Origin of the sequence: Limnohabitans sp. Rim8, from assembly GCF_945869175.1 — a bacterium.
Taxonomy (GTDB): Bacteria; Pseudomonadota; Gammaproteobacteria; order Burkholderiales; family Burkholderiaceae_C; genus Limnohabitans_A.
The window spans coordinates 1-22,474 of the sequence record NZ_CAMBNZ010000041.1; the positions used below are offsets into that span (position 1 = coordinate 1).

21 protein-coding genes are annotated in these 22,474 nt (G+C 60.2%); 7 read left to right on the top strand and 14 right to left on the bottom strand.

Features of this window, described 5'->3' with window-relative positions; translation table 11 throughout:
* The 4 genes from Q0O19_RS07865 to Q0O19_RS07880 form a co-directional block, all read right to left on the bottom strand.
* Positions 1–980 (bottom strand): molybdopterin cofactor-binding domain-containing protein (locus tag Q0O19_RS07865; RefSeq protein ID WP_295521578.1); only part of this gene is annotated, 980 nt, incomplete at its 3' end.
* A 29-nt stretch (positions 981–1,009) separates the two neighbouring features.
* On the bottom strand, positions 1,010–1,495 hold the full coding sequence (locus Q0O19_RS07870; protein ID WP_295521580.1) for a (2Fe-2S)-binding protein: 486 nt from the start codon (positions 1,493–1,495) through the stop codon (positions 1,010–1,012).
* Positions 1,496–1,510: 15 nt separating this feature from the next.
* Complete coding sequence (locus tag Q0O19_RS07875; protein WP_295521583.1) at positions 1,511–2,374, bottom strand: xanthine dehydrogenase family protein subunit M; 864 nt, start codon at positions 2,372–2,374, stop codon at positions 1,511–1,513.
* Between the two features lie 253 nt (positions 2,375–2,627).
* Positions 2,628–3,371: a PAS domain-containing transcriptional regulator gene (locus Q0O19_RS07880; protein ID WP_295521585.1), complete on the bottom strand. Its 744-nt coding sequence runs from the start codon at positions 3,369–3,371 to the stop codon at positions 2,628–2,630.
* 196 nt (positions 3,372–3,567) lie between these two features.
* Between Q0O19_RS07880 and Q0O19_RS07885 the strand changes: the two genes are divergently transcribed.
* Positions 3,568–5,049: a M20 family metallopeptidase gene (locus Q0O19_RS07885; RefSeq protein ID WP_295521587.1), complete on the top strand. Its 1,482-nt coding sequence runs from the start codon at positions 3,568–3,570 to the stop codon at positions 5,047–5,049.
* Positions 5,049–5,927 (top strand): alpha/beta hydrolase, encoded by an 879-nt coding sequence (locus Q0O19_RS07890; RefSeq protein ID WP_295521589.1) that lies wholly within the window; start codon positions 5,049–5,051, stop codon positions 5,925–5,927. The genes Q0O19_RS07885 and Q0O19_RS07890 overlap by 1 nt, the downstream gene beginning before the upstream one ends.
* On the opposite strand, the gene Q0O19_RS07895 is transcribed toward Q0O19_RS07890, so the two are convergent.
* From Q0O19_RS07895 to Q0O19_RS07905, 3 genes are all read right to left on the bottom strand, one after another.
* Positions 5,881–7,071: an MFS transporter gene (locus Q0O19_RS07895; protein WP_295521591.1), complete on the bottom strand. Its 1,191-nt coding sequence runs from the start codon at positions 7,069–7,071 to the stop codon at positions 5,881–5,883. The two genes, Q0O19_RS07890 and Q0O19_RS07895, sit on opposite strands and share 47 nt — an antisense overlap.
* Positions 7,072–7,167: 96 nt before the next feature.
* Positions 7,168–7,869 (bottom strand): 16S rRNA (uracil(1498)-N(3))-methyltransferase, encoded by a 702-nt coding sequence (locus tag Q0O19_RS07900; RefSeq protein ID WP_295521593.1) that lies wholly within the window; start codon positions 7,867–7,869, stop codon positions 7,168–7,170.
* A gap of 2 nt (positions 7,870–7,871) precedes the next feature.
* On the bottom strand, positions 7,872–9,002 hold the full coding sequence (locus tag Q0O19_RS07905; protein ID WP_295521595.1) for a phosphotransferase: 1,131 nt from the start codon (positions 9,000–9,002) through the stop codon (positions 7,872–7,874).
* A 113-nt stretch (positions 9,003–9,115) separates the two neighbouring features.
* Between Q0O19_RS07905 and lptD the strand changes: the two genes are divergently transcribed.
* The 3 genes from lptD (at position 9,116) to rsmA (ending at position 13,630) form a co-directional block, all read left to right on the top strand.
* Positions 9,116–11,515 carry an LPS assembly protein LptD gene (lptD, locus tag Q0O19_RS07910; RefSeq protein ID WP_295521597.1) on the top strand — a complete coding sequence of 800 codons (2,400 nt, stop codon included), beginning with the start codon at positions 9,116–9,118 and terminating at the stop codon, positions 11,513–11,515.
* Between the two features lie 64 nt (positions 11,516–11,579).
* Complete coding sequence (locus Q0O19_RS07915) at positions 11,580–12,860, top strand: peptidylprolyl isomerase (RefSeq protein WP_366939048.1); 1,281 nt, start codon at positions 11,580–11,582, stop codon at positions 12,858–12,860.
* The gene (rsmA, locus tag Q0O19_RS07920) at positions 12,857–13,630 is read left to right on the top strand and encodes a 16S rRNA (adenine(1518)-N(6)/adenine(1519)-N(6))-dimethyltransferase RsmA (RefSeq protein ID WP_295521601.1); all 774 of its coding nucleotides are present in this window, start codon (positions 12,857–12,859) and stop codon (positions 13,628–13,630) included. Before Q0O19_RS07915 ends, rsmA begins: the two co-directional genes overlap by 4 nt.
* 106 nt (positions 13,631–13,736) lie before the next feature.
* On the opposite strand, the gene Q0O19_RS07925 is transcribed toward rsmA, so the two are convergent.
* The 7 genes from Q0O19_RS07925 to Q0O19_RS07955 all read right to left on the bottom strand — a co-directional run bounded on the left by Q0O19_RS07925 (position 13,737) and on the right by Q0O19_RS07955 (position 20,344).
* A complete protein-coding gene (locus Q0O19_RS07925; RefSeq protein WP_295521603.1) occupies positions 13,737–13,943 on the bottom strand; it encodes a hypothetical protein in 207 nt (68 codons plus the stop codon).
* Positions 13,922–14,347, bottom strand: a complete 426-nt coding sequence (locus Q0O19_RS07930; RefSeq protein ID WP_295521605.1) for a barstar family protein — start codon at positions 14,345–14,347, stop codon at positions 13,922–13,924. Before Q0O19_RS07930 ends, Q0O19_RS07925 begins: the two co-directional genes overlap by 22 nt.
* Before the next feature lie 28 nt (positions 14,348–14,375).
* Positions 14,376–14,789 (bottom strand): ribonuclease, encoded by a 414-nt coding sequence (locus Q0O19_RS07935; protein WP_295521607.1) that lies wholly within the window; start codon positions 14,787–14,789, stop codon positions 14,376–14,378.
* Positions 14,790–14,943: 154 nt separating this feature from the next.
* Positions 14,944–17,247, bottom strand: coding sequence for an NADP-dependent malic enzyme (locus tag Q0O19_RS07940; protein ID WP_295521609.1), 2,304 nt, complete (start codon positions 17,245–17,247; stop codon positions 14,944–14,946).
* Between the two features lie 199 nt (positions 17,248–17,446).
* Positions 17,447–18,064 carry an MOSC domain-containing protein gene (locus tag Q0O19_RS07945; RefSeq protein WP_295521611.1) on the bottom strand — a complete coding sequence of 206 codons (618 nt, stop codon included), beginning with the start codon at positions 18,062–18,064 and terminating at the stop codon, positions 17,447–17,449.
* 3 nt (positions 18,065–18,067) lie between these two features.
* Positions 18,068–19,456 (bottom strand): aminopeptidase P N-terminal domain-containing protein, encoded by a 1,389-nt coding sequence (locus Q0O19_RS07950; protein ID WP_295521613.1) that lies wholly within the window; start codon positions 19,454–19,456, stop codon positions 18,068–18,070.
* Positions 19,457–19,561: 105 nt separating this feature from the next.
* On the bottom strand, positions 19,562–20,344 hold the full coding sequence (locus Q0O19_RS07955) for a nucleotidyltransferase family protein (protein WP_366939050.1): 783 nt from the start codon (positions 20,342–20,344) through the stop codon (positions 19,562–19,564).
* Positions 20,345–20,436: 92 nt separating this feature from the next.
* Between Q0O19_RS07955 and Q0O19_RS07960 the strand changes: the two genes are divergently transcribed.
* Both Q0O19_RS07960 and Q0O19_RS07965 read left to right on the top strand, forming a co-directional pair.
* A complete protein-coding gene (locus tag Q0O19_RS07960; protein WP_295521615.1) occupies positions 20,437–21,543 on the top strand; it encodes an aromatic ring-hydroxylating dioxygenase subunit alpha in 1,107 nt (368 codons plus the stop codon).
* Positions 21,544–21,639: 96 nt separating this feature from the next.
* Positions 21,640–22,474 (top strand): 1-deoxy-D-xylulose-5-phosphate synthase N-terminal domain-containing protein (locus tag Q0O19_RS07965; RefSeq protein ID WP_295521617.1); only part of this gene is annotated, 835 nt, incomplete at its 3' end.

A 22,474-nucleotide genomic window follows, 5' to 3' on the forward strand; every position in this document is an offset into this window, starting at 1 on the left:
CCGGTGATCTTGCCGTCGGCTGTGGCGGCCAGTTCGCCGTCCATGTGGTAGTCGCGGGCGAAGCCAGTGCTAGAGATGTTTTCGATGCGGTCTTCGACCCACTTGACCGGGCGGCCCAGCACGATGGAGGCCACGATGGCGCACACATAACCAGGGTAGATCGGCACTTTGTTACCGAAGCCACCACCGATGTCGGGGCTGACGATGCGCACTTTGGATTCGGGGATGCCAGAGAGCATGGACACCACGGTGCGCACAATGTGCGGAGCCTGTGAGGTGATGAAGGTGGTCAGGTCGCCCTTGATCGGGTCAAAACTGGCCACGCAGCCGCAGGTCTCCAGCGGGCAAGGGTGCACGCGGGGGTAGTACATGTGCTGCGAGACCGTCACTTCGGCCTTGTCAAACGCAGCGTCGGCAGCCGACTTGTCACCAGCATCCCAAGTGAAGATGTGGTTGTGGTGGTCACGCTTGCCGTGTGCGCCTTCGGTTTTGCCGGCCAAGTCGTCACGGATCACAGGGGCGCCGGGTTGCAAGGCCGCATAAGGGTCGAGCACCACGGGCAGTTCTTCGTATTCGACTTCCACGGCTTCAACCGCGTCAGCGGCAATGTAGCGGTCGTCAGCGATGACGATGGCGACTTCCTGCATCTGGAAGTGGACCTTCTCGTCGGCCAGCACAGCGGCAACGTCACCAGCCAGGGTGGGCATCCAGTGCAGCTTGAGCGGCTTGAGATCGTCAGCAGTCAACACAGCATGCACGCCGGGGATGGCCAGCGCGGCTTCTTTGTTGATTTTGACGATGCGGCCGTGAGCGATGGGGCTGCGCACGATGTCCATGTGCAGCATGCCGGGCATCTTGATGTCATCGACGTAATTGCCCTTGCCCTGGATAAAGCGAGCGTCTTCTTTGCGCAGGCGCGAAGCGCCCATGCCAGCCAACGCGAGTTCGCGGGCTTCAGCAGAAAGTACCGGTGCGTTCATGTGTGTCTCCGATCAAATGGGTGTGTGCTTCAAGCCGCGACGGGCTCTTGCAGTTTTTTGGCGGCGTACTGGACGGCTTTGATGATGTTTTGGTAACCGGTGCAGCGGCAAAGGTTACCGGCCATGCCGTGACGGATTTCGTCTTCGCTTGGGTTGGGGTTCTCTTGCAAGAAGCGGTAAGCGCGCATCAACATGCCAGGCGTGCAAAAACCGCACTGCAAGCCATGCTCTTTGTAAAAACCTTCTTGTACGGCGTGTAACACGCCCTTGTTGGCCAGGCCTTCGACGGTCAGCACTTCGGAGCCGTCGCACTGCACCGCCAAGTGGGTGCAAGACTTGACCGATTGGCCGTCGATGTCCACCGTACAGACACCGCAGTGGCTGGTTTCACAACCAATGTGTGCGCCTGTGAGGTTGAGCTCTTCGCGCAAAAAATGAATCAACAAGGTGCGCGGCTCAACGGCTCTTTCTTCTTTCTTGCCGTTGACGGACATGGAGATGAGTTTTTTTGTCATGGTGAATTCCTTCAGTTAAGCGCACAGCGCCCAGGCTTTGTTGAGGGCGCGTTTGACCATTTCTCCGGCCATGGCGGTCTTGTATTCGATGTCGCCGCGCAGGTCCTCTGCCGGGTCGCAGATGGCGATGGCGGCAGCCACTGCGGCTTGCACATTGGCAGCGTTGAAAGGCTTGCCCAGCAAGGCGGCTTCGGCGGCTTCGGCGTGAAGTGCCGTTGGGGCTACGTTGGTCAGGGCGATGCGAACATGGCTGACTTGGTCGCCCGTCTTGCGGATCACCACGGCGCAACCGGCTGTGGCCCAATCACCGGTTTTGCGTTTGAGTTTTTCGTAAGCGTAGCCAGTGCCTGCTGCGAAAGCAGGCACACGGATTTCGCACATGACCTCGTTTTCTTGGAGAAGCGTCATGTAAGTGCCAAGGAAAAAGCCGTCAGCCGCCACGGTGCGGCGGCCGTTCGGGCCTTCCAGCACGAACGAGGCGTCGATAGCAATCGACAGCGCGGGGTGGTCGTTACCGGGGTCGCCGTGGGCAATGTCGCCACCGATCGTGCCGCGGTTGCGCACTTGCGGGTCAGCGATCAGTTTGGCCGCTTCGCACAGCAATGGCACTTTGGCTTGCAGGATCGGTGAGCTGATCAGGTCGTTTTCAACCGTCATGGCCCCAATGACCACAGTGCCGCCTTCTTCACGGATGCCCTTGAGCTCGGGGATGCGGTTGATGTCGATCAGGTGTTCTGGCTGCGCAAAACGCAGTTTCATCATCGGCAGCAAACTGTGGCCGCCCGCCAGCAACTTGGCATCTGAGCCCAATAGGCCAAGCAAGGCCACAGCCTCGCCCACGGTTTTGGGTGCGTGGTATTCAAAACGCGGTGGAATCATCAAGGGTCTCCTGAGTTTTGTAAAAACAATAGATGAGTATTAAGGAGAGTCCTTTTCCGACTACAGAGTCAGGTTTTATTCAATTTCGTCACTTCATGGCCATTTTGTTGCACGAAGTGCACTTTATAGAGCACGAAATGCATTGATCAGACTTTTGCGATCCCGCAATCAGGGAATGTCCTAGGTAAGCCAAAGGCCAGTGAATACCCTAGGTTTGGCTGCTCAATCACCGGGGAAATGGCTGAGCCCTGGCTCAAGCGAGCCCCAAGGCCTCTCGCAAACGGGCCACTTCACCGCGTGACACCGGCACGGCTTGGGTGTTTTTGCCTTTCAGCAGCACATGGGTTTTGCTGCCCTCGCGTCCCAAGGACTGCACTGCCTGCAAATTGACGATGAAACAGCGGTGCACCCGCATGAACTGTGCCGGGTCCAGGCGCAAAGCCAGATCCCCAATGCTCAGGTTGCAAAAGTGGTAGCCATCACGGGTGAGCACGCGGGTGTAATGGGCTTGGGACTCCAGACTGAGCACATCGGCAGTGTCCACAAATGAGACTTTTTGATCGGCCACCATCGGGATGCGCGACAAGCGCATGTTTTTGGCCGGAGGCTCAGCGGCCAGCAGTGGCTGGCTGACCACTTGTGTCACGTCATAAAACACCAAAGCAAAACCCGTGGTGTCGCCTTGTGCATCGCCCAAACGGCTGACTTTGATCAGCAGCACCTGCTCGGGGATGTTGATGATCATGGTCATCGGTACCGCATTGGCCATAGGGCAGCCCGAGGCCTCGTCGAGCAAAAAATTGACCTTGGGCTTGGAGCGCTCAGGATGGAAAGAAGTGACGAGTTTGTTGAACGGCTGTTTCTCATCCACAGGCAAGACCCGGCGCGCAAAGTCATTCATGGCCAGCACATTGCGCTGGGCATCCAGATGAATGACCCCGGCCTCGAACTTCTCAAACAAGTAGAGGCTGGGGTTGGCAGCGGTTTTGGCATCCATGGTCTTGTCTCTTTCGCCGACGGATGGAGGGCTTGTGTGGTTTGTCTCGGTCGACAGCGGCCATCTGCCACGCGACGTCGCACAAAAACCCGACTGTAACAACGATTGGCGAAACGGTTGTGCAAAGCTGGCTTGGCCAGTCGCAGCCAAAACCGCTACAGTATTTTCTTTTGTCCCGACCCCAGGAGCCCTGCCTATGAACGCCCCACTGCACCACGAAATGCCCAAAGGCCTGCTCGACAGCGCTCGCGCCCTGCACGACGTCACCCAAGCTTGGGACGGCACCATCCTGCCTGAGCTGAAAAATTACATCGAGATTCCTGCCAAGTCGCCGGCATTTGACGCCGACTGGGCCGCACATGGCCACATTGCGTCGGTGCTGCGTCGCGCCGCCCAATGGGTCGAAGCGCAAAAGGTGGAGGGCCTGACACTCGAGGTCATCCAGCTGCCCGGCCGCACGCCGGTCATGTTTTTTGAAGTGGCCGCCACCCGTGCGGCCAGCCAGGGCTCGGGTCAGACGGTGTTGATGTACGGCCACCTGGACAAGCAGCCCGAGTTCAATGGCTGGCGCAATGACCTGGGGCCTTGGACGCCGGTGCTCGAAGACGGCAAGCTCTATGGCCGGGGCGGTGCGGACGACGGTTATGCGGTCTATGCGAGCATCGCCGCTGTGCAGGCGCTCAAAAGCCAAAACACGCCGCACCCGCGCATCGTCGGCCTGATCGAGACCTGTGAAGAGTCTGGCTCTTACGACTTGCTGCCGTATGTGGACGCCTTGCGCACCCGCATGGGCGATGTGGGTCTGGTGATTTGTTTGGACAGCGGTGCGGGCAACTACGACCAACTGTGGCTCACCACCAGCCTGCGCGGCATGGCCAGCGGCACACTCAAGGTGCAGATCCTCACCGAGGGCATCCACTCGGGCGATGCTTCGGGCCTGGTGCCGTCGAGTTTCCGCATCATGCGCCAAGTGCTCGACCGCCTCGAAGACAGCAGCACGGGCCGCCTGCTGCCCGCCAGCTTCCATTGCGAAGTGCCCGCCGAGCGCTTGGCCCAAGCCCAAGCGACAGCCGCCATTCTGGGCGAAGAGGTGTACAAGCGCTTCCCCTGGGCCCACTACGACTGTGGCGGCTCCACCAGTTTTGCCCTGCCCACCACCACCGACCCCACACAAGCCCTGCTCAACCGCACCTGGACACCTACCCTGAGCGTGACCGGGGCAGAGGGCTTTCCGGCGCTCAAAGACGCGGGCAATGTGCTGCGGCCCTACACCGCCTTCAAGCTCAGCTTGCGATTGCCCCCGCTGGTGGATGCCGCGCAGGCTGTGGCCGAGATGAAAGCCCTGCTCGAGGACAACGCGCCCTACCAGGCCAAGGTCACGTTTGAAAGCGGCGGTGGTGCCACCGGCTGGAACGCTCCCGATACCTTGCCGTGGTTCGAGCAAGCCTTGGGCAGCGCCAGCCAGGCGCACTTTGGTGCGGGTGTGGGCTACATCGGGCAAGGCGGCACCATACCGCTGATGAACATGCTCAGCGCCGGCTTCCCCAAAGCCCAGATGATGGTCTGCGGCGTGCTCGGCCCCAAGAGCAACGCGCACGGGCCGAACGAGTTTTTGCATGTACCTTATGCAAAGAAACTGACAGCAGCCGTGGCCGAGGTCATGGCACGGATGCCTTGATGAACGTCATCGAACGCCCCTCGATTTCACGCCCCAATGTGTCGACTGTGCAGGGCGAGTCGGGCCTGCTGGCGGTGTACAACTGGGCCATGCCTGCCACCGAACCGCTGGGCACCGTGTTGTTGGTGCACGGTTTGGGCGAACACGCTGGTCGTTACAGCGAAGTCGCCGCCTACTTGCACCAGTGGGGCTTTGCGGTGCGGGCTTATGACCAACAAGGGCACGGCAAGTCGGAAGGCGCGCGCGGCGACCTGTTGCGCCCGGGCAGCTTGCAGGCTGATTTGTGCCGGGTGATCGACCACACACGGCAGCAAGCGCCTGGGGCCGGTTTGCCCCTCATTTTGTTGGGCCACAGCTTAGGCGGCCTGGTGGTGGCTCGCACCCTGGCCGAGCGCTTGCGTCCGGTGGAGGCCGCCGTGTTGTCGTCCCCGGCCTTGGGTGCATTCCCCAATATGGTCCAAAAAATGCTGCTGGCCAGTCTGCCGCGTGTGGCACCTCATCTGCGTGTGGACAACGGCCTGAAAACCGACTTTTTGTCGCGTGACCCGGATGTGGTGAAGGCCTACAGAGCCGACGCGCTGGTGCACCGGCGCATCTCCACCGGTTTGGCGGCATGGATCATGGAAAACGGCGAGAAAACCTTGGGAGATGCCGCCCAGTGGCAGGTGCCCACCTTGCTGCTCTATGCAGGACAAGACAAGTTGGTCAACGCGCAGGCCTCTACCGACTTTGCCCGCGCAGCGCCACCCTCGGTGGTGCAAGCCCAGTGCTTTGAGGCCATGTACCACGAGATCTTCAACGACCTCTACCGCGCCCAGGTGTTCACTGCGCTCAAGCGCTGGTTGCTGGCGCGCTTTTCTGTGCATCCCTCTGCTTGAGCACCATCCACACCAGCGCCACGCCAGTCAAAGTCACTGGCAAGATCGAACCGATGTTCAGCCAGGTCCAGCCCTGCGTTGTCACCAGTGCACCTGATGCAAACGAGGTCACGGCCATGGTCGCGAACACAAAGAAGTTGATGGCCGCTTGACCCCGGTCTTTCTCAGCGGGGGTCCAGGCCTGCATAGCCAAGGTGGTGCTGCCGGTGAACAAGAAGTTCCAGCCCAAACCCAGCAAGAACAGCGAGATCAGAAACTGGTGCAATTGAACCCCCGACAAGGCGATCGCGATGCACACGAAGTTGATCACCACGCCCACGGCCATGATCTGCAGCGTGCCGAATTTCTTGATCAGGTGACCCGTGAAAAAGCCAGGCGCGAACATGCCGATCACATGCCACTCCAGCACCAGCGCCGCATCGTCAAAACTGAAGCCGCACACCTGCATGGCCAAGGGCGTGGCCGCCATCAGCAGGTTCATCACGCCATAACTCAGGGCCGCAGCCGCAGCCGCGACAATGAACACGGGCTGGCGCATGATCTCGGACAAAGGACGGCCCGCACTGTCGCCGGGTTTTTTGGCGGGCACCGCCGGAAAACGAATGAACGCCATGCAGACCATGGCCAAAATCGCCACGATGCCCAGCGCCATGTAGGCGCCCAAAAACGGCACCTCGTAGAGGGTGCGGGTGCGCGAGGCCAGGTTGGGGCCGACGATGGCCCCGATCAAGCCGCCGGCCAAAACCAATGAGACCGCTTTTTCCTTGAAACCGTCCGCCGCCAACTCGGCTGCTGCAAAACGGTACAACTGACCGTTGGCGCTGTAGTACCCCGCAATCACCGTGGCCGCCACCAGCAGCCAGAAGTTGTGGCTCCAGGCGGCATAAGCGGCCAGCAGCGCCGAAAACAAAGCCACGCCCAGCCCCAGCTGAAAAGACACTTTGCGCCCCCAGCGCGACTGGCTTTTGGCCACCAAACCCGTGGACAGCGCACCGCCCACCACGTAGCCCATGACCGGCAAAGTGGCCATCCACCCCAGGGGTGCCATGGACAAACCCACCAAGCCATTGATGGCGATGAAGGTGACGTTGTTGGTGAAAAACAGGCCCTGACAGAGCGTGAGGAGGATCAGGTTAGGGTTCATTCTGGTCAGTGTATGGCCGCTGCTGAACGAACAATGTCGCATCCGCGCCCTTGCAGAGATGAACCTCTGCGGACCGCCACCCACCGCATGCAGGCTTCAGGCGCAATTGGCAAGCACAACCAAGGGGGCCGTTTCAGCGCGCAGCACGCGAGAACCCAGTGTGATGGGAATGAATCCAGCAGCCAGAGCGCTGGCTTCCTCGCTGGGACTCAGGCCCCCTTCGGGGCCACTGAGTACCGTGACAGGGGCAGCACCTGCCATGGCCGACGGTGCTTGTGTGCCTTCTGACAAGGACAGCACCCAGCGCTCCCCGGGTTCGGCCTGCGCCAACCACTCTTTGAGGGTGACGGCAGGATGCACCTCAGGCACCCGGTTGCGCCCGCACTGTTCGGCAGCAGCCACGGCCACACCTTGCCAGTGCGCCAGCTTTTTGTCGGCGCGTTCGCCCTTGAGCTTGAGCACGCTGCGCTCGGCTGCGAGCGGCGTGATGCTGGTCACGCCCAGCTCGGTGGCTTTTTCGACCAACCAGTCCATGCGCTCGTTGGCGGTGATGCCCACAAGCAGATGCACGGCCCGTGCCGCTTCGCGCTCCACAAGGTGGTGCGTACCGACTTCCACGTCCACATCGCTGCGGCCCATGCGGGTGACGGTGGCATCGAACTCACCGCCTTCGCCGTTGAACAGGGTGATCATGCCGCCCGGCTGCATGCGCAGCACCTGCACATGGCGAGCTGCGCCAGGGGGCAGGCTGAGGGCCAAACCTGTTTGCAGGGGAACAGGACAGTAAAAGCGGGGCATGCTCACATGCGTCCGTAAGCGAAGCCCACTTCAGGCGTGGTGCCTTCGATCTCATCGATCAGCTTGAGCAGCGGGCCCAGTTCGCGGTAACGGTCGCAGGCCTTGCGGATGTAGTGGATGAAGCGGGGCGCATCGGCCAGGTATTTTGGCTTGCCGTCGCGCAAGGTCAGTCGCGCAAAGATACCCGCCACCTTGAGGTGACGCTGCAGGCCCATCCATTCGACGGCGCGGTAAAAGGCACCGAAATCGCTGTGCCAGTCTTCAAAGTCCATCAAACCGGCCTTGCGGGCTTTTTCCCAATAGCGGATGGTGACGTCGAGCACAAAGTCTTCGTCCCAAGTCAAAAAAGCGTCGCGCATCAAGCTGGCGATGTCATACGTGATGGGGCCATAGACCGCGTCCTGAAAGTCGAGTACGCCCAGCTGCTCACCCAGCGGACCTGTGCCATGGGGCACCATCAGGTTGCGCGGCATGAAGTCGCGGTGCACATACACGCTGGGCGCAGCCAGGTTGCGCTGAACAATCAGGGCAAACGCCTTGTCAAATACCTCGCGCTGCCCGCCTTGCAGGTGCACTGCCCGGTGCTGGGCCAAATACCAATCTGGAAACAAGCTGAGTTCACGGTTGAGCAAAGCCGCGTCATAAAGTGGCAGCACCCCGGGGCGCGACGCCAATTGCCACTGCACCAGCGTGTCGACCGCTTGCATGTACAGGTCATGGTTGGCTTGAGGGCGCTCGGGGTCGATGGTCGACATCATGGTGGCGTCGCCCAAGTCACTCAGCAGCATGAAGCCGTGGGCCTCCTGCCAGTCCAGCACCTCGGGCACGTTCAGGCCAGTGGCTTTCATCAAGGCGGCGATGCGCACAAAGGGCTCGGCGTTTTCTTTGTCGGGCGGCGCATCCATGACGATGCGGCTGCCGCCTGACACGCTGTCCACCCGCAAATAGCGCCGAAAGCTCGCATCGGCCGAAGCAATGCGCAGGGTTTCGGGCCGAAGTCCATGCATCGAAGACACTTGTGCCATCCATGCCAAGAACAAGGCCTGCCGTGCAGGGTCGGCCCAAGTCACGGATTCAGCAGCTGCCATCCAAGCGGACGGCGGAGAAACAGGGGTGTAAGTAGGGTGGCTCATGGATAATCGCATTCTACAAAGCCTGTTGCAGCCTCCATAGGTGGGGGACAGGCAGGCTCTTTTGTAACTTTTCCCAATTTGTGGCCTCTTATTTCGCATTTTTCAGTTGGCAGATGAACCCGACAAAGGGCTACAGCACCCGCAACTGGGCTTTGGCCTTGCTGTTGGCTTGCGGCGTCGGTGCGTCTTGGGCCCAGCCTCTGAACCTCCAGTTGCGCAGCAGCCCTTTGTTGGAAGAAGTGGTGTCAGAACGCCAGCGGTTCGAAGGGGCTGTCTTTGTCAAAGGTGCGCAAATCACCGCACGACCCGATATGGATCTGGTGGTGCAAGGCCAAGCCAGCATCCGACGACCCGGTTTGGCCCTGAGCGCCGATCGGGTCGACTACAACCAGACGCAAGACGTGGTGGAGGCCACAGGCCAAGTGCGCGTCAGCACGCCCAACAGCGTGTTGTCGGGCCCGCGCCTGAGGCTTCAAGTCGACAGCTTTCAAGGCACATTTGAAAAGCCTGATTTTGAGCTGTATGGCAGTGGTGGATACGGGCAAGCGAGCGAAGTCGAGTTTGTAGACAACCAGCGCACCATCATTCGCCAGGCCAAGTACACCACCTGCCGCCGAATCCCCGGTCCAGAGTGGCTGCCGGAGTGGCTGCTCAAGGCCACACAACTGACGATCGACGAGGAAGAGTCCAGCATCGTGGCGCAAGGCGTTCAACTGCGCTTTCAGGACATGGCCATTTTTGCAGCGCCCTCGATCAGCCTGCCCTTGACCAATGAACGCAAATCCGGCTTGTTGCCGCCCTTGTTCAGTGTGGACACGGTCAACGGCATTGAAGTGGCACAACCTTACTACTTTGACATCGCCCCCAACCGCGATGCCACTGTGACCACCCATGTGATGAGCCAGCGCGGCATTGCCGCCGACACCGAGTTCCGCTACCTGGAGCAGGACTACCGCGGTCAGTTGCGCTTGAACCTGATGCCATCAGACAAGTTGCGCAACGAAAGTCGCTGGGGTTTGACCAGCCAACACCAAGGCAGCATGGACACGGGTATTGACAGCGTGGGGCGGATTGGCATTGGCCTGACCCTGAACCGGGTCAGCGACAACAACTACTGGCGGGATTTCCCCCGCTCCGGTTTGGTCCTGACACAGCGGGTGCTGCCCTCCACAGGTGTACTGTCTTGGGGACGGGGTGACTTCAACATGAGCGCCCAAGTGCAGCGTTGGCAAAACCTGCAAGACGCAACCCCACCTTTTGACCGAACCCCACAAATCGCCATGCGTTATGGCCAGTGGAATGCTGACGGTTTGGACTGGTCGGTGGTGGGTGACACCACCCGTTTTGAAGCCGACTTTTCGCGCGTGGCCAGCTTGGCCAACCTTCAGCCACTCAACGGTCAGCGCAGTTTTGTGCAAGCCCAGGTCAGCCGCCCCTGGATTCGTCCGTGGGGCTTCTTGACCCCCAAACTGCAATTGCACGCCACACGTTACCAGTTGGACGCCCCCCTGACGAATGGCGTCCAGGCTGCGGATCGGGTCTTGCCCACTTTCAGCCTGGATTCGGGCTTGGTGTTTGAACGCGAAACCCGCTGGTTTGGGCGTGACGTGCTGCAAACCCTGGAGCCCCGGGCGTTTTACGCACGCACACCCTACAAAGACCAAAGTTTTCTGCCCGTCTACGACAGTGGCGCAACCGACTTCAACCTGTCCACGATTTACAGCGAAAACACCTATGTGGGTCACGACCGCCTGGTGGACAACAATGCTTTGACCTTGGGCGTGAGCAGCCGGTTTTTTGATGCGGGTACTGGCGCTGAAATGCTGCGTGTCGGTGTCGCGCAGCGCATCCGGTTTTCAGACCAACAAGTGGTGTTGCCAGGGCAAACGGGCAGCACCACCGGCCTGAGTGACATTTTGTTTGGCGCGGGTGTGCGTTGGGACGACCGCTGGTCACTCGATGCCACCATTCAGGCCAACAACCAAACACACGACATTGCGCGCACAACTTTGCAGGCGCGCTACAGCCACAGCGCATACCGGGTCATCAATGCGGCTTACCGCGCCAACAACCAAAACTTGCCAAGCTCTGAGTTTCTCGAAGTGGGCTGGCAATGGCCTTTGAGCGATTGGGTGGGCAGCACCGACCGTCAAGCCGAAAGCGCTTGGACCCGCACACCGGGTCAAGGTTTGGGGCCTGACCGTTGGTATTCGGTCGGCCGGCTCAACTACAGCCTCAAGGAGCGCAGCCTCGTGGACACTTTGGTGGGCCTCGAATACGATGCAGGCTGTTGGTTGGGACGAATTGCCTTTGAAAGGCTACAGACCAACATCTCCAACACCAGCCTCAACAAAGGCACCAGCGCCAACAGCCGCATCCTGTTTCAATTGGAGTTCATTGGTTTTGCACGTGTCGGCGTGAGCCCTTTGAAAAGCCTCAGTGACAACATTCCACGCTACCAATACCTGCGCGACAGCACGGTTCAACCCAGCCGTTTCCAGCACTATGAATAAACTGTTTCTCCCTGTCCGTTCCGCTTTTTGGCACACGCTTTGGTCAGCCATCGGCCTGCTCAGCGTGAGCACCTCAATCGCCCAAATCACCGCCGGCACATCGGGGGCGACAACTGTGCGCCAAGCCGATTTCATCGTGGCGGTTGTGAACTCAGAACCGATCACCAACCGCGAAGTGCAGGTGCTGCGCCAACGTTTGGCCGTTGAGGCCAATGCCCGGGGCGGCAACTCGAACCCCGGTGAACTCAATCGCGCAGCGCTCGAGCAGCTCATCAATGAAAAAGCGCAGCTGCAACAAGCCCGCGAAGCGGGCATCAAAATCGATGCCGAATCGATCGATCAGGCCGAGCTGAACGTGGCCAGCAGCAACCAGTTGTCGCGCGAAGAGATGCACAAGCGCTTGGTGCAAGACGGCATCTCGGTTGGCGCCTTTCGCGAACAATTGCGCACCCAACTGACCCTCACCCGATTGCGCGAGCGCGAAATTGAAGGCCGTGTCCGTGTGACCGACCTGGAAGTCGAACAATTTTTGCTGGAACAGCTAAAAGCCCAAGCAGCCCAGGTGCCCGCACAACTGAATTTGGGCATGGTGCTGATTGCGGTGCCCGACAACAGCAGCGAGTCCGCCGTCAACGCATTGGGTGAACGCGCCGCCGAGGTGGCGCGTCGTGCCCAGGCAGGAGAAAATTTTGCCGAACTGGCCAAAACTTTTTCTCAAACGGCCGACCGGGGCGCCAACGGCGGTGAGATGGGTTTACGCCCTGCCGACCGTTACCCGGAATTGTTTTTAGAGGCCACACGCAGCCTGAAGGCCGGTACAGTTGCGGCACCCGTGCGTTCTGCGGCTGGTTTTCACATCCTGAAAGTCCTGGAACGCCGCCAAGCCAACACCCTGTTGGTGACCCAAACACGCGCCCGTCATATTTTGCTGCGGCCATCGGCACAGATGTCTATCGCTCAGGCCGTGGCCAAACTGACCGAATTGCGACAAGCGATCGTGTCTGGCAAAGCCGATTTTGCTGTGCTGGCCCGCGAGATGTCACAAGACGGCAGCGCCCCACAAGGGGGCGATCTGGGTTGGGCCAATCCGGGCATGTTTGTGCCCGAATTTGAACAAGTCATGGGCCGCCTGCGGCCCGGACAAGTGGGCGAGCCCCTGGTCTCTCGGTTTGGGGTGCACTTGATCGAAGTGACCGACCGCCGCAATGCGCCCATGAGCGATCAAGAGCAGCGCACTTTGGCACGCAGCGCTCTGCGCGAGAAGAAGCTCGACGAAGCCTATGCCACGTGGGCAGAGGACATCCGCAGCCGGGCCTACGTTGAAATGCGCGAGCCCCCCCAATGAAGCACATTGCGCGCAAACGATTCGGTCAGCACTTTTTAACCGATGGCGGCATCATCGGTGCAATCGTTGATGCGATCAATCCCGAAGCGGGACAACCCATGGTCGAGATCGGACCGGGCTTGGCCGCTTTGACTCAGCCCTTGGTGGAACGGTTGGGGCACCTGACGGTGATTGAGTTGGACCGCGATTTGGCGGTTCGCCTGCGTGAGCACCCGCACCTGTCGGTGGTGGAGTCGGATGTCCTGAAAGTCGACTTCATGGCCCTCGCCACCACCATGCTCAGCCATGCACCGGCCGCCGGCAAGATCCGTGTGGTCGGCAACCTGCCCTACAACATCTCCACGCCGATCTTGTTCCATTTGCTCGAGCAGGTCGATGTGATCGAAGACCAGCATTTCATGCTGCAAAAAGAAGTCATCGACCGCATGGTGGCCAAACCCAGTACTTCAGATTACAGCCGACTGTCGGTGATGCTGCAGTGGCGTTACGAGATGGCCAATGTGCTGTTTGTGCCGCCCGAAAGCTTTGACCCACCCCCGCGTGTGGACAGTGCCGTGGTGCGCATGGTCCCGCTGGCCACGCCCCCGGTGGTGAACGTCAAGACGCTGGAAACCTTGGTGCAAGTGGCGTTCAGCCAACGTCGCAAAATCTTGCGCAACACCTTGGGCCAATGGCTGGATGAAAAAGGGTTCACCGGCACATTTGACCTGCAACGCCGCGCTGAAGAGGTGCCTGTGGCCGAATTTGTGGCCTTGGCGCAAACTGTCTGAACGCGTCTACAGCGGCCATTACCCTCCAACACCAAAACCCACGCCCAAAAAAGCCCGTCATCGACGGGCTTTTTCGCGGGTGCCGACGGTGCGGCGCAAGTGCAGATCAGGCTGCTGCGAGCCAATAACCTGCGTTGAATGGGCTGCTCATGCGCAGCGCCAAAGGCGAAACGTCCACCAGTTTGTCGGTGGGCATTTTTTCACCTTCTTCGACCGATTCGGCCATCACGGCGTCGTCGGTGGTTTGTGCCTCAATCGCCCGTCCTGCTTGGCTGTTTTGCGCAGAACGGGCTACAGAAAAGAATAGAAGCATCGGAAGGGTATCTTCCTGTCTCCCCAGTAATCGGCGGTATCCCGGAAGATGTCCAGCAACTGCTCGCGGGCTTCTTTGTCAAATTTAACGTGAGCAGGAATCTGCTCCAGCACCACGATGAACCCAGGCTGAGGGCCCGACTTGTGCAAAGGATCGGTCATGCAGTCGTACAAGGCATCAAAGTTCTTGCCAAAGTGCGAGGGCAGTGTGAATTGCGCACCAATCAAGTCCAGCACGTCTTGTTTGCTCTGGGCCTCGGCCAGATTGGCGTACAAAAAGTGGTGGCCAAGCCCTTGGGCGGCTTCTTGCAGATCGCTCACGCGGTAAGCGCGAATCGACTGCACGATGTTGGACCGCACGCCCTTCAGGGGCGTCTCTTGGTCGTGACGAATCAGCATGTCCATCTCCGTGGTCTTTCTCTAAAATCAACAATCAAGGCTTAACAACAATCAGGCGAAAACTCGCGTAATGGTCTTGTGTGTAGTAACAGGCGTCTGGCTTGCGGGGGGCTTGCCCACCACAAACGATGCGCCGCGCTCCGCGATGCTTGATCCCGGGTGTTCTGACGGTGTATTCACGGTAAAACCCCCGCTGTTCACGGGGCAAAATTCGCTCACGGTTGCCAAAAACTGTCCCGTCCTTCTCGTATGGAAAAGGACCTCCTTGATGGATGAGTTGGTACGTTTCTTGGCCTTCCCGCGGCAAATCGGTCACCCACACTGTGGGTGAATCTTGGGCATCGGTGACTGGACGGGCTTGCACCACAAGGGTGCAAATGGAGACCCAAACCCCCAAAAACACCGTCATCCAGCGCTGTGGGGCGGCCATTTGTCGAGCCACTTTCATGAAAACACCTTTCAGAAGCCCCCGGGTTAACCCGAAAACTCGAAGGCGCTAGTGTGAGGCAATCGCGCTAAAAAAGCAAGCGAATGCCCAATAAACAAGCAGGGCTTGTTTGTGAATTCGACATTTAAGTGAGCGCAAGCTCTGGTTTTAAGCCTTAGCGGGCCACATTGGCATCGGCCACAGTCAATGCCGTCATGTTCACAATGCGTCGCACCGTGGTGCTGGGCGTCAAAATGTGCACCGGCTTGGCGGCGCCCAGCAGCACCGGGCCCACGGCGATGTTGCCGCCCGCTGCAGTTTTGAGCAGGTTGTAGGCGATGTTGGCCGCGTCGATGTTTGGCAAAACCAGCAAATTCGCGTGACCGATCAAGCTGCTGTTGGGCATGATGGCTTGGCGAGCAGCTGCATCCAGTGCCACGTCACCGTGCATTTCGCCGTCGACCTCAAGCCATGGCGCATTTTTGCGCAACAAAGCCAGCACATCGCGCATTTTGATGGCGCTGGGCTCGTTGGACGAACCAAAGTTGGAGTGCGACAACAAGGCCACTTTGGGCTGGATACCAAAACGGCGCATTTCTTCAGCCGCCATGAGGGTGAACTCGGCCAACTGCGCGGCGGTCGGGTCGTAGTTGACGTGGGTGTCCACCATGAACAGCTGACGACCGGGCAGCATCAAACCGTTCATGCAGGCGAAGGTGTTGACACCGGGGCGCTTGCCCACCACTTGGTCGATGTAGTTCAAGTGCATGGGGTTGTTGCCCCAGGTCCCGCAAATCATGCCGTCCACATCGCCTTTGTGCAGCAGCATGGCCCCTATGAGGGACAGGCGGCGACGCATTTCGATTTTGGCGATTTCCTCGGTGACGCCCTTGCGTTCGGTCAAGCGGTGATAGGTTTGCCAGAAATCACGGTAGCGGTGGTCCGACTCCACATTGACCACGTCGTAATCCAGCTCTTCTTTCAGGCGCAGGCCAAACTTGTCGATGCGCTCGGCAATCACCGAGGGGCGACCTATCAGGGTAGGTCGGGCAATGCCCTCGTCCACCACAATCTGGGCAGCACGCAACACGCGCTCTTCTTCGCCCTCGCTGTAAGCAATGCGTTTTTTGAGGGCGCGTTTGGCGGCCGTGAAAATCGGCTTCATCATGGTGCCAGAGGCATACACAAAGCCCTGCAGTTTTTCACGGTAGGCCTCCATGTCTTTGATGGGGCGCAAGGCCACGCCACTTTCCGCCGCCGCTTGGGCGACAGCAGGGGCAATTTTCATCATCAAGCGCGGATCAAAGGGCTTGGGGATGAGGTATTCGGGACCAAATGCCAAGGGCTCGCCCACATAAGCGGCCGCCACGACTTCGCTTTGCTCGGCTTGCGCCAGTTCGGCGATGGCATGGACCGCAGCGATTTCCATCTCCAGCGTGATGGTGGTCGCGCCGCAATCGAGTGCGCCCCGAAAGATGTAGGGGAAACACAGGACGTTGTTGACCTGGTTGGGGTAATCGGTACGGCCCGTGGCCATGATGGCGTCGTCACGCACGGCTTTGACGTCATCGGGGTCGATTTCGGGGTTCGGATTGGCCAAGGCAAAAATCAACGGCTTGGCCGCCATGGACTTGACCATGTCTTGTTTGAGCACACCGCCGGCCGACAAGCCCAGGAACACGTCCGCGCCTTCGATGACCTGCGCCAGAGTGCGTTGGTCGGTTTTTTGCACGAACTGGATCTTGTCTTCGTCCATCAGCTCGGTGCGGCCTTCGTAGACCACGCCGGCCAGGTCGGTGACCCAGATGTTTTCACGCGGAATGCCCAGCTTGACCAACAAGCCCAAACAAGCGAGCGCCGCAGCGCCAGCACCGGAAGTGACCAACTTGATCTTTTTGGGGTCTTTGCCCACGATCTTCAGGCCGTTCAGAATGGCAGCACCCACCACGATCGCGGTGCCATGCTGGTCGTCGTGGAAAACCGGAATCTTCATGCGCTCGCGCAGTTTGCGCTCGACGTAAAAGCAATCGGGCGCTTTGATGTCTTCCAGGTTGATGCCGCCAAACGTCGGCTCCAAGGCCGCAATGATCTCGACCAGTTTGTCCGGGTCTTTTTCATTGATCTCGATGTCGAACACGTCGATGCCCGAGAACTTCTTGAACAACACGCCCTTGCCTTCCATGACCGGCTTGCTGGCCAGGGGACCAATGTCGCCCAAACCCAAAACGGCGGTGCCGTTGGTCACCACACCCACCAAGTTCCCGCGGCTGGTGTATTTGAAAGCGTTGGCCGGGTCCTTGACGATTTCTTCGCAAGGCGCGGCCACACCCGGGGAATAGGCCAAGGCCAAGTCATGTTGGTTGACCAGTTGTTTGCTGGCGGCGATGGCGATTTTGCCGGGCGTCGGAAACTCGTGGTATTCGAGTGCGGCTTTGCGCAGTTGGGCGCGTTTTTCTTCGGCTTGGACCTTGTTGGTCATGGGGATGCTCCATTTCAAGAGCGTGCTGCAGTGGCCGACGGCCCTCAGCAGCTCCTGTTCATTTTGTTAGGGGTGGCGATCTGCGCAATGACAGTTCGGCGTCAGGTTCATTGTAGACCCCGGATGATGCGGGTCCGGCGGTGGGTCTTGGCTTCAAAAGTGAGTTGGCTTTTGGCTTTTTTGCACCAATGCGCGCCATTCAACGCCCATGCTTCCAAGCTTTGTGTTGCAAGGCCTGCGCGACGCTGGTCGAACGCGGTCCGGGGATCACTTCAAAAGGCGTGCCGGCTTGCAAGGTGCCGGGCCTGTCCACCGCCAAATAAAAACCACAGCGCCCACTGTGCACCATGTCTTTGGCCGCCTGCCCATAGCCCATCACGGCGTTGAACTTGCCGCAGGGCTCGCGCGGCTGCGTCACGCGCAGCAACACATCGCCCAGTTGCAAAGCGTCTCCGATGAACAGGTTTTCTTCGAACACCCCTTGGAGGCTGAGGTTTTCACCCAGGTAGCCTGGGGGCAAGTCTTCTTCAAACATCGTGGCGCCTTGTCTTTGGCGTTGCGCTTGCCACCAAGGCAAGTGTTCGGAGGGCAAGGCATAAATCGCCTTGCGCAAACCACCGTGCACAGTCAAGTCGGCTTGCTCGTCACCCGCCAGGCCCAAAACCCCGACCTCGATCGGGCCTGTCCTGAGGGTTTTGCCAATGGCGGACACCAACTTGCGTCCGCCGACCCTCAATGGACGGACCTGCCCCGTCTGGATCGACAGCACACGCCCTTGCTGGAGGTTGGGCAGGCGCGGCGTGGCCGTGTCAGACACGGGTCAGCCCCGCATCAAGGCTTCGATCTCATCGGCCTTGACGGGCACACCGCGCGTGATGAGCTCACAACCGGTATCGGTGACGATGGCGTCGTCCTCAATGCGAATGCCGATGTTGTGGAATGGCTCTGGCACCCCTGGCGCAGGCCGCACATACAGGCCCGGCTCAATCGTCAACACCATGCCAGACTGCAGGATGCGGCTCGGGCGGTCCTTGATGATTTCACCGCTCAGCGGGTCTTTGCGTTCGCTGACCTGGCCCAGCTCAGATGGCTCGATGTAACTGCCGCAATCGTGCACATCCATGCCCAGCCAGTGACCCGTGCGGTGCATGTAGAACTGGAAATAGCTGCGGTTGGCGATCACGTCCTGCGCGTTGCCCACTTTGTTCTTGTCGAGCAAGCCCACGTCGAGCAAGCCCTGCGCCAGCACGGCCACAGCGGCTTCGTGTGGCGCAACAAAACGTGCGCCGGCATAGGTGGCCGCCACGGCGGCGTTTTGCGAGGCCAGCACCAGGTCGTACAAAGTGCGTTGAGGGCCGGAAAATTGGCCGTTGGCCGGGAAAGTGCGGGTGATGTCGCTGGCGTAGCCGTCGAGCTCGCACCCCGCGTCGATCAGCACCAGGTCGCCGTCGCGGATCAACGCCGTGTCGGCGCGGTAATGCAGCACGCAGGCATTGGCACCGCCTGCCACGATGGAGCCATAAGCCGGGTACTGCGAGCCATGCTGACGGAACTCGTGCAGCAATTCGGCGTCCAAATGGTATTCGCGCACTTCTTGCCCCGCGCGCAACATGGCGGCGCTGCGCTGCATGGCGCGAATGTGGGCACGGGCGCTGATGGCCGAAGCACGGCGCATGATGTCCTGCTCGTGCGCATCTTTGACCAAACGCATCTCGTCAAGCACGCTGCACACATCGCGCTGCTGCTCCGGACACACCGCGCCAAAACGCACCCGCGCGCGCACCGACTGCAACCATGAGGCCACCAAGCCTTCTAGCCCTGCGTGGATCGCAAACGGGTACCAAACGGTGCTGCGGTTGTCCAGCAACTTGGGCATTTGCACAGCCAATTCAGCCGATGACATGGCACGGCTCACCCCCAAAGCGGCGGGTGCGGCATCGGGCCCCAAACGGATGCCGTCCCACACTTCGCGCTCCATGTCTTTGGGCTGGCAAAACAGCGTGGACTCGCCGTCTGCCGTGATCACCAAGGTGGCATGGGGCTCAGTGAAGCCCGTCAGGTAATAAAAGTAGCTGTCGTGCCGGTACAGATAATCGCTGTCGCGGTTGCGCGGGCGCTCTGGCGCGGTGGGGATGATGGCGATACCGCCCGCGCCCAATTGGGCAGCAAGGCGGGCACGGCGTTGGGCGTAGAGGGGGTTCGAAATCATTTGAATATTGTAGAAGGCCACCCCTGAGGCCGAATGCCTGTGGGGCACTAGACCCATTCGCGAGCAGGGGCTCGCGACCAAAAAATCAGGCGTCTGGCATCGGCCCTAGACGCCGTTGAGCTGCGCCAGACGCTCGGGCGTGCCCACATCGGTCCAGTCCCCGGCGTAAACCTCACCCGTCACCTGACCACGGTCCATGGCGGTGCGCAACAGGGGGGCCAAAGCCAGCGCGACGCCCTGGGGGTTGCCGGGGGGCAGCCCACAGTCTGCAAAGAAGGCTTTTTTGTACAAGGCCATGGTGCTGAATGTGTGGTCACAGCCCGCCGACCCTTTGGGCAGGTTGAGCACTTGGCCCGAAGCCGACAAGCCGAAATCGCCGCCCGGGTTGTGCGCCGGGTTGGGCACCAGCCACAAATGGGCCAAGGCGGTGCTCGCGGCAAAACGCTGCCATGCCTGTGGCGTGAACACAAAGTCAGGCGCGAAGACATCGCCCGCCACCACCCAAAAAACATCGGCCAACTGAGGCAAAGCACGCACGATGCCGCCAGCGGTCTCCAGCGCTCGGCCAAAGTCCTCGCCTTCGCGTGAGTAAGCGATCTGCACTTCGGGCAAACCAGGCCAGCTGATGCGGTCCCCCCAATGTGACGAAATCTGCCCACCCAACCAGGCGGTGTTGACCAACTGGCGGGTGTAGCCGCCTTGGGCCAGCGCCTGCATGGGCCACAGCATGAGCGGCTGGCCTCGCACATGCAGCAGCGGCTTCGGGATCGCGTCGGTCAGGGGCCGCATGCGTTCACCGCGACCCGCAGCGAGGATCATGGCTTGGGCCAAGGGCTCGGTTTTGCCCAGGGCGGTAACGAGCGCAGACGGGGAAGATGAAGTCGACATGCCCGGATGTTGCCATGCTTTGAGGCGCTCACGGGACACAAGCGGCCCTGCGGACAGGCCTAAACTTCTGATGCCAAAGAAAGAGACCCTCCATGACACGCCCCCTGCCCGCCGTCATTGCCGCCGCACAAAATGCCTCTGAACGCATGGCGGATCGCCACACGCCTTTTGTCATGAACGACTGGTACGTCGCCGCCTTTGGCGAGGAAATCAAAGACCAGTTGTTGGCACGCACACTGCTCGGGCGCCGACTGGTTTTTTACAGAACGAGCACGGGGCAAGTGGTGACGCTGGAGGACCGCTGCCCGCACCGCTCCATGCCCCTGTCGGCCGGCACCTTGACCCAGGACACCATCGTGTGCGGCTACCACGGCCTGCGCTTCAACACAGAGGGCGACTGCATCGAGGTGCCCTCACAGGCGAACTGCCCGAAAAACGTGGGCATCAAGGCCTACCGCACCCATGAGCGCGGTGCGGTGGTCTGGATCTGGATGGGCGAAGCTGCGCAAGCCGACCTGTCCAAACTGCCACCACAAGACTGGATGGAAAGCGCCGAGTGGGCGCGGTCGCAAGGTTATTTGAGCCTGCAAGGCAGTTATGTGCGCCTGCACGAAAACCTGCTGGACCTGACGCATTTGAGTTTTCTGCACGCCAAAAGTTTCGGCACCCCCGATTACGCCAAAGCCGCATTTGAGAGCGAGATCGGCGATGGCCAATTTGCCTTGCTGCGCAGCGTGGTGCCCACCACCTTGCCACCGGTGTGGGGCATTCCCACAGGTTTGACGGGTCAGGGCCAAGCCGCCCGCATCGTGCGCTCAGAATTTCGCAGCCTGGGCCTGCACGAGGTGTCGGTGACTTTCTACGATTGCCACTTGCCAGAACATGGGCCTGAAAACAAGCGTCCCGAGTTTCGCATCCGCACCGCGCACATGCCCACCCCAGAAACGGCCACCAGCACCCACTACTTCATCGTGCATGGGCGCGACTTTGCCTTGGACGAACCGGCCACCACGCGCTTCATGCACGATCAATTGTTTGTGGCGTTTCAAGAAGATGTGGACGGCCTGGCACTGCAAGAGCAAGCCTTGGCCAGCACCCCACTCGAAGATTTGTACGAATTTTCAGTGGCTGCCGATGCACCTGCCGTGGCCATGCGCCGTTATGTGCTGGCGCGGCAACACCAGGAATCGCAGGACTGAAGCTGGCTTTGTTCTCCGCCATCCCAGCCTCTGGATACCCGGCGGACAACCGTTAAAATCACGGGTTTTCCCGAACCCATCACCGGAGCTGCCCCCATGGCCAATACACAACACATGGCGAACGCCATCCGCGCCCTCGCAATGGACGCCGTTCAACAAGCCAACTCCGGTCACCCCGGCGCCCCCATGGGCATGGCCGACATGGCTGTGGCGCTGTGGGGCGATCACCTGCAGCACAACCCTAAAAATCCGCACTGGGCCAACCGCGACCGCTTTGTGCTGTCCAACGGCCACGGCTCCATGCTGATTTATTCGGTGCTGCACCTGACCGGCTACAAGCTGCCGATCGATGAGCTCAAGAAATTCCGCACCCTGCACAGCAAAACCGCTGGCCACCCCGAAGTGGGCGTGACGCCCGGTGTGGAAACCACCACTGGCCCACTGGGCCAAGGCATCACCAACGCCGTGGGCATGGCGCTGGCCGAAAAAATGCTGGCCACCGAGTTCAACCAGGACGGCCATGCCATCGTCCATCACCACACCTACGTGTTCCTGGGTGACGGCTGCCTGATGGAAGGCATCAGCCACGAAGCCGTGGCACTGGCTGGCGCCTGGAAGCTCAACAAACTGATCGCCCTGTACGACGACAACGGCATTTCGATCGACGGCCAAGTGGCCCCTTGGTTCATCGACAACACGCCCCAGCGCTGTGCCGCCTGTGGCTGGAACGTGATCGACGCCGTGGACGGCCACGACGCCGCTGCCGTGTCCAAGGCCATTGCCGCCGCCAAGCACAGCGCCGACAAGCCCACCCTGATCGTCTGCAAAACCGCCATCGGCAAGGGCTCGCCCAACCGCGCGGGCACGTCCAAGGCCCATGGCGAGCCACTCGGCGCTGAAGAAATCAAGCTCACCCGCGAAGCCATTGGCT

Coding starts and splice junctions, on each gene's coding strand:
- Q0O19_RS07870 (WP_295521580.1), bottom strand. CDS start 1,495: ATGACAAAAAAACTCATCTCCATGTCCGTCAACGGCAAGAAAGAAGAA.
- Q0O19_RS07875 (WP_295521583.1), bottom strand. CDS start 2,374: ATGATTCCACCGCGTTTTGAATACCACGCACCCAAAACCGTGGGCGAG.
- Q0O19_RS07880 (WP_295521585.1), bottom strand. CDS start 3,371: ATGGATGCCAAAACCGCTGCCAACCCCAGCCTCTACTTGTTTGAGAAG.
- Q0O19_RS07885 (WP_295521587.1), top strand. CDS start 3,568: ATGAACGCCCCACTGCACCACGAAATGCCCAAAGGCCTGCTCGACAGC.
- Q0O19_RS07890 (WP_295521589.1), top strand. CDS start 5,049: ATGAACGTCATCGAACGCCCCTCGATTTCACGCCCCAATGTGTCGACT.
- Q0O19_RS07895 (WP_295521591.1), bottom strand. CDS start 7,071: ATGAACCCTAACCTGATCCTCCTCACGCTCTGTCAGGGCCTGTTTTTC.
- Q0O19_RS07900 (WP_295521593.1), bottom strand. CDS start 7,869: ATGCCCCGCTTTTACTGTCCTGTTCCCCTGCAAACAGGTTTGGCCCTC.
- Q0O19_RS07905 (WP_295521595.1), bottom strand. CDS start 9,002: ATGAGCCACCCTACTTACACCCCTGTTTCTCCGCCGTCCGCTTGGATG.
- lptD (WP_295521597.1), top strand. CDS start 9,116: ATGAACCCGACAAAGGGCTACAGCACCCGCAACTGGGCTTTGGCCTTG.
- rsmA (WP_295521601.1), top strand. CDS start 12,857: ATGAAGCACATTGCGCGCAAACGATTCGGTCAGCACTTTTTAACCGAT.
- Q0O19_RS07925 (WP_295521603.1), bottom strand. CDS start 13,943: ATGCTTCTATTCTTTTCTGTAGCCCGTTCTGCGCAAAACAGCCAAGCA.
- Q0O19_RS07930 (WP_295521605.1), bottom strand. CDS start 14,347: ATGGACATGCTGATTCGTCACGACCAAGAGACGCCCCTGAAGGGCGTG.
- Q0O19_RS07935 (WP_295521607.1), bottom strand. CDS start 14,789: ATGAAAGTGGCTCGACAAATGGCCGCCCCACAGCGCTGGATGACGGTG.
- Q0O19_RS07940 (WP_295521609.1), bottom strand. CDS start 17,247: ATGACCAACAAGGTCCAAGCCGAAGAAAAACGCGCCCAACTGCGCAAA.
- Q0O19_RS07950 (WP_295521613.1), bottom strand. CDS start 19,456: ATGATTTCGAACCCCCTCTACGCCCAACGCCGTGCCCGCCTTGCTGCC.
- Q0O19_RS07955 (WP_366939050.1), bottom strand. CDS start 20,344: ATGTCGACTTCATCTTCCCCGTCTGCGCTCGTTACCGCCCTGGGCAAA.
- Q0O19_RS07960 (WP_295521615.1), top strand. CDS start 20,437: ATGACACGCCCCCTGCCCGCCGTCATTGCCGCCGCACAAAATGCCTCT.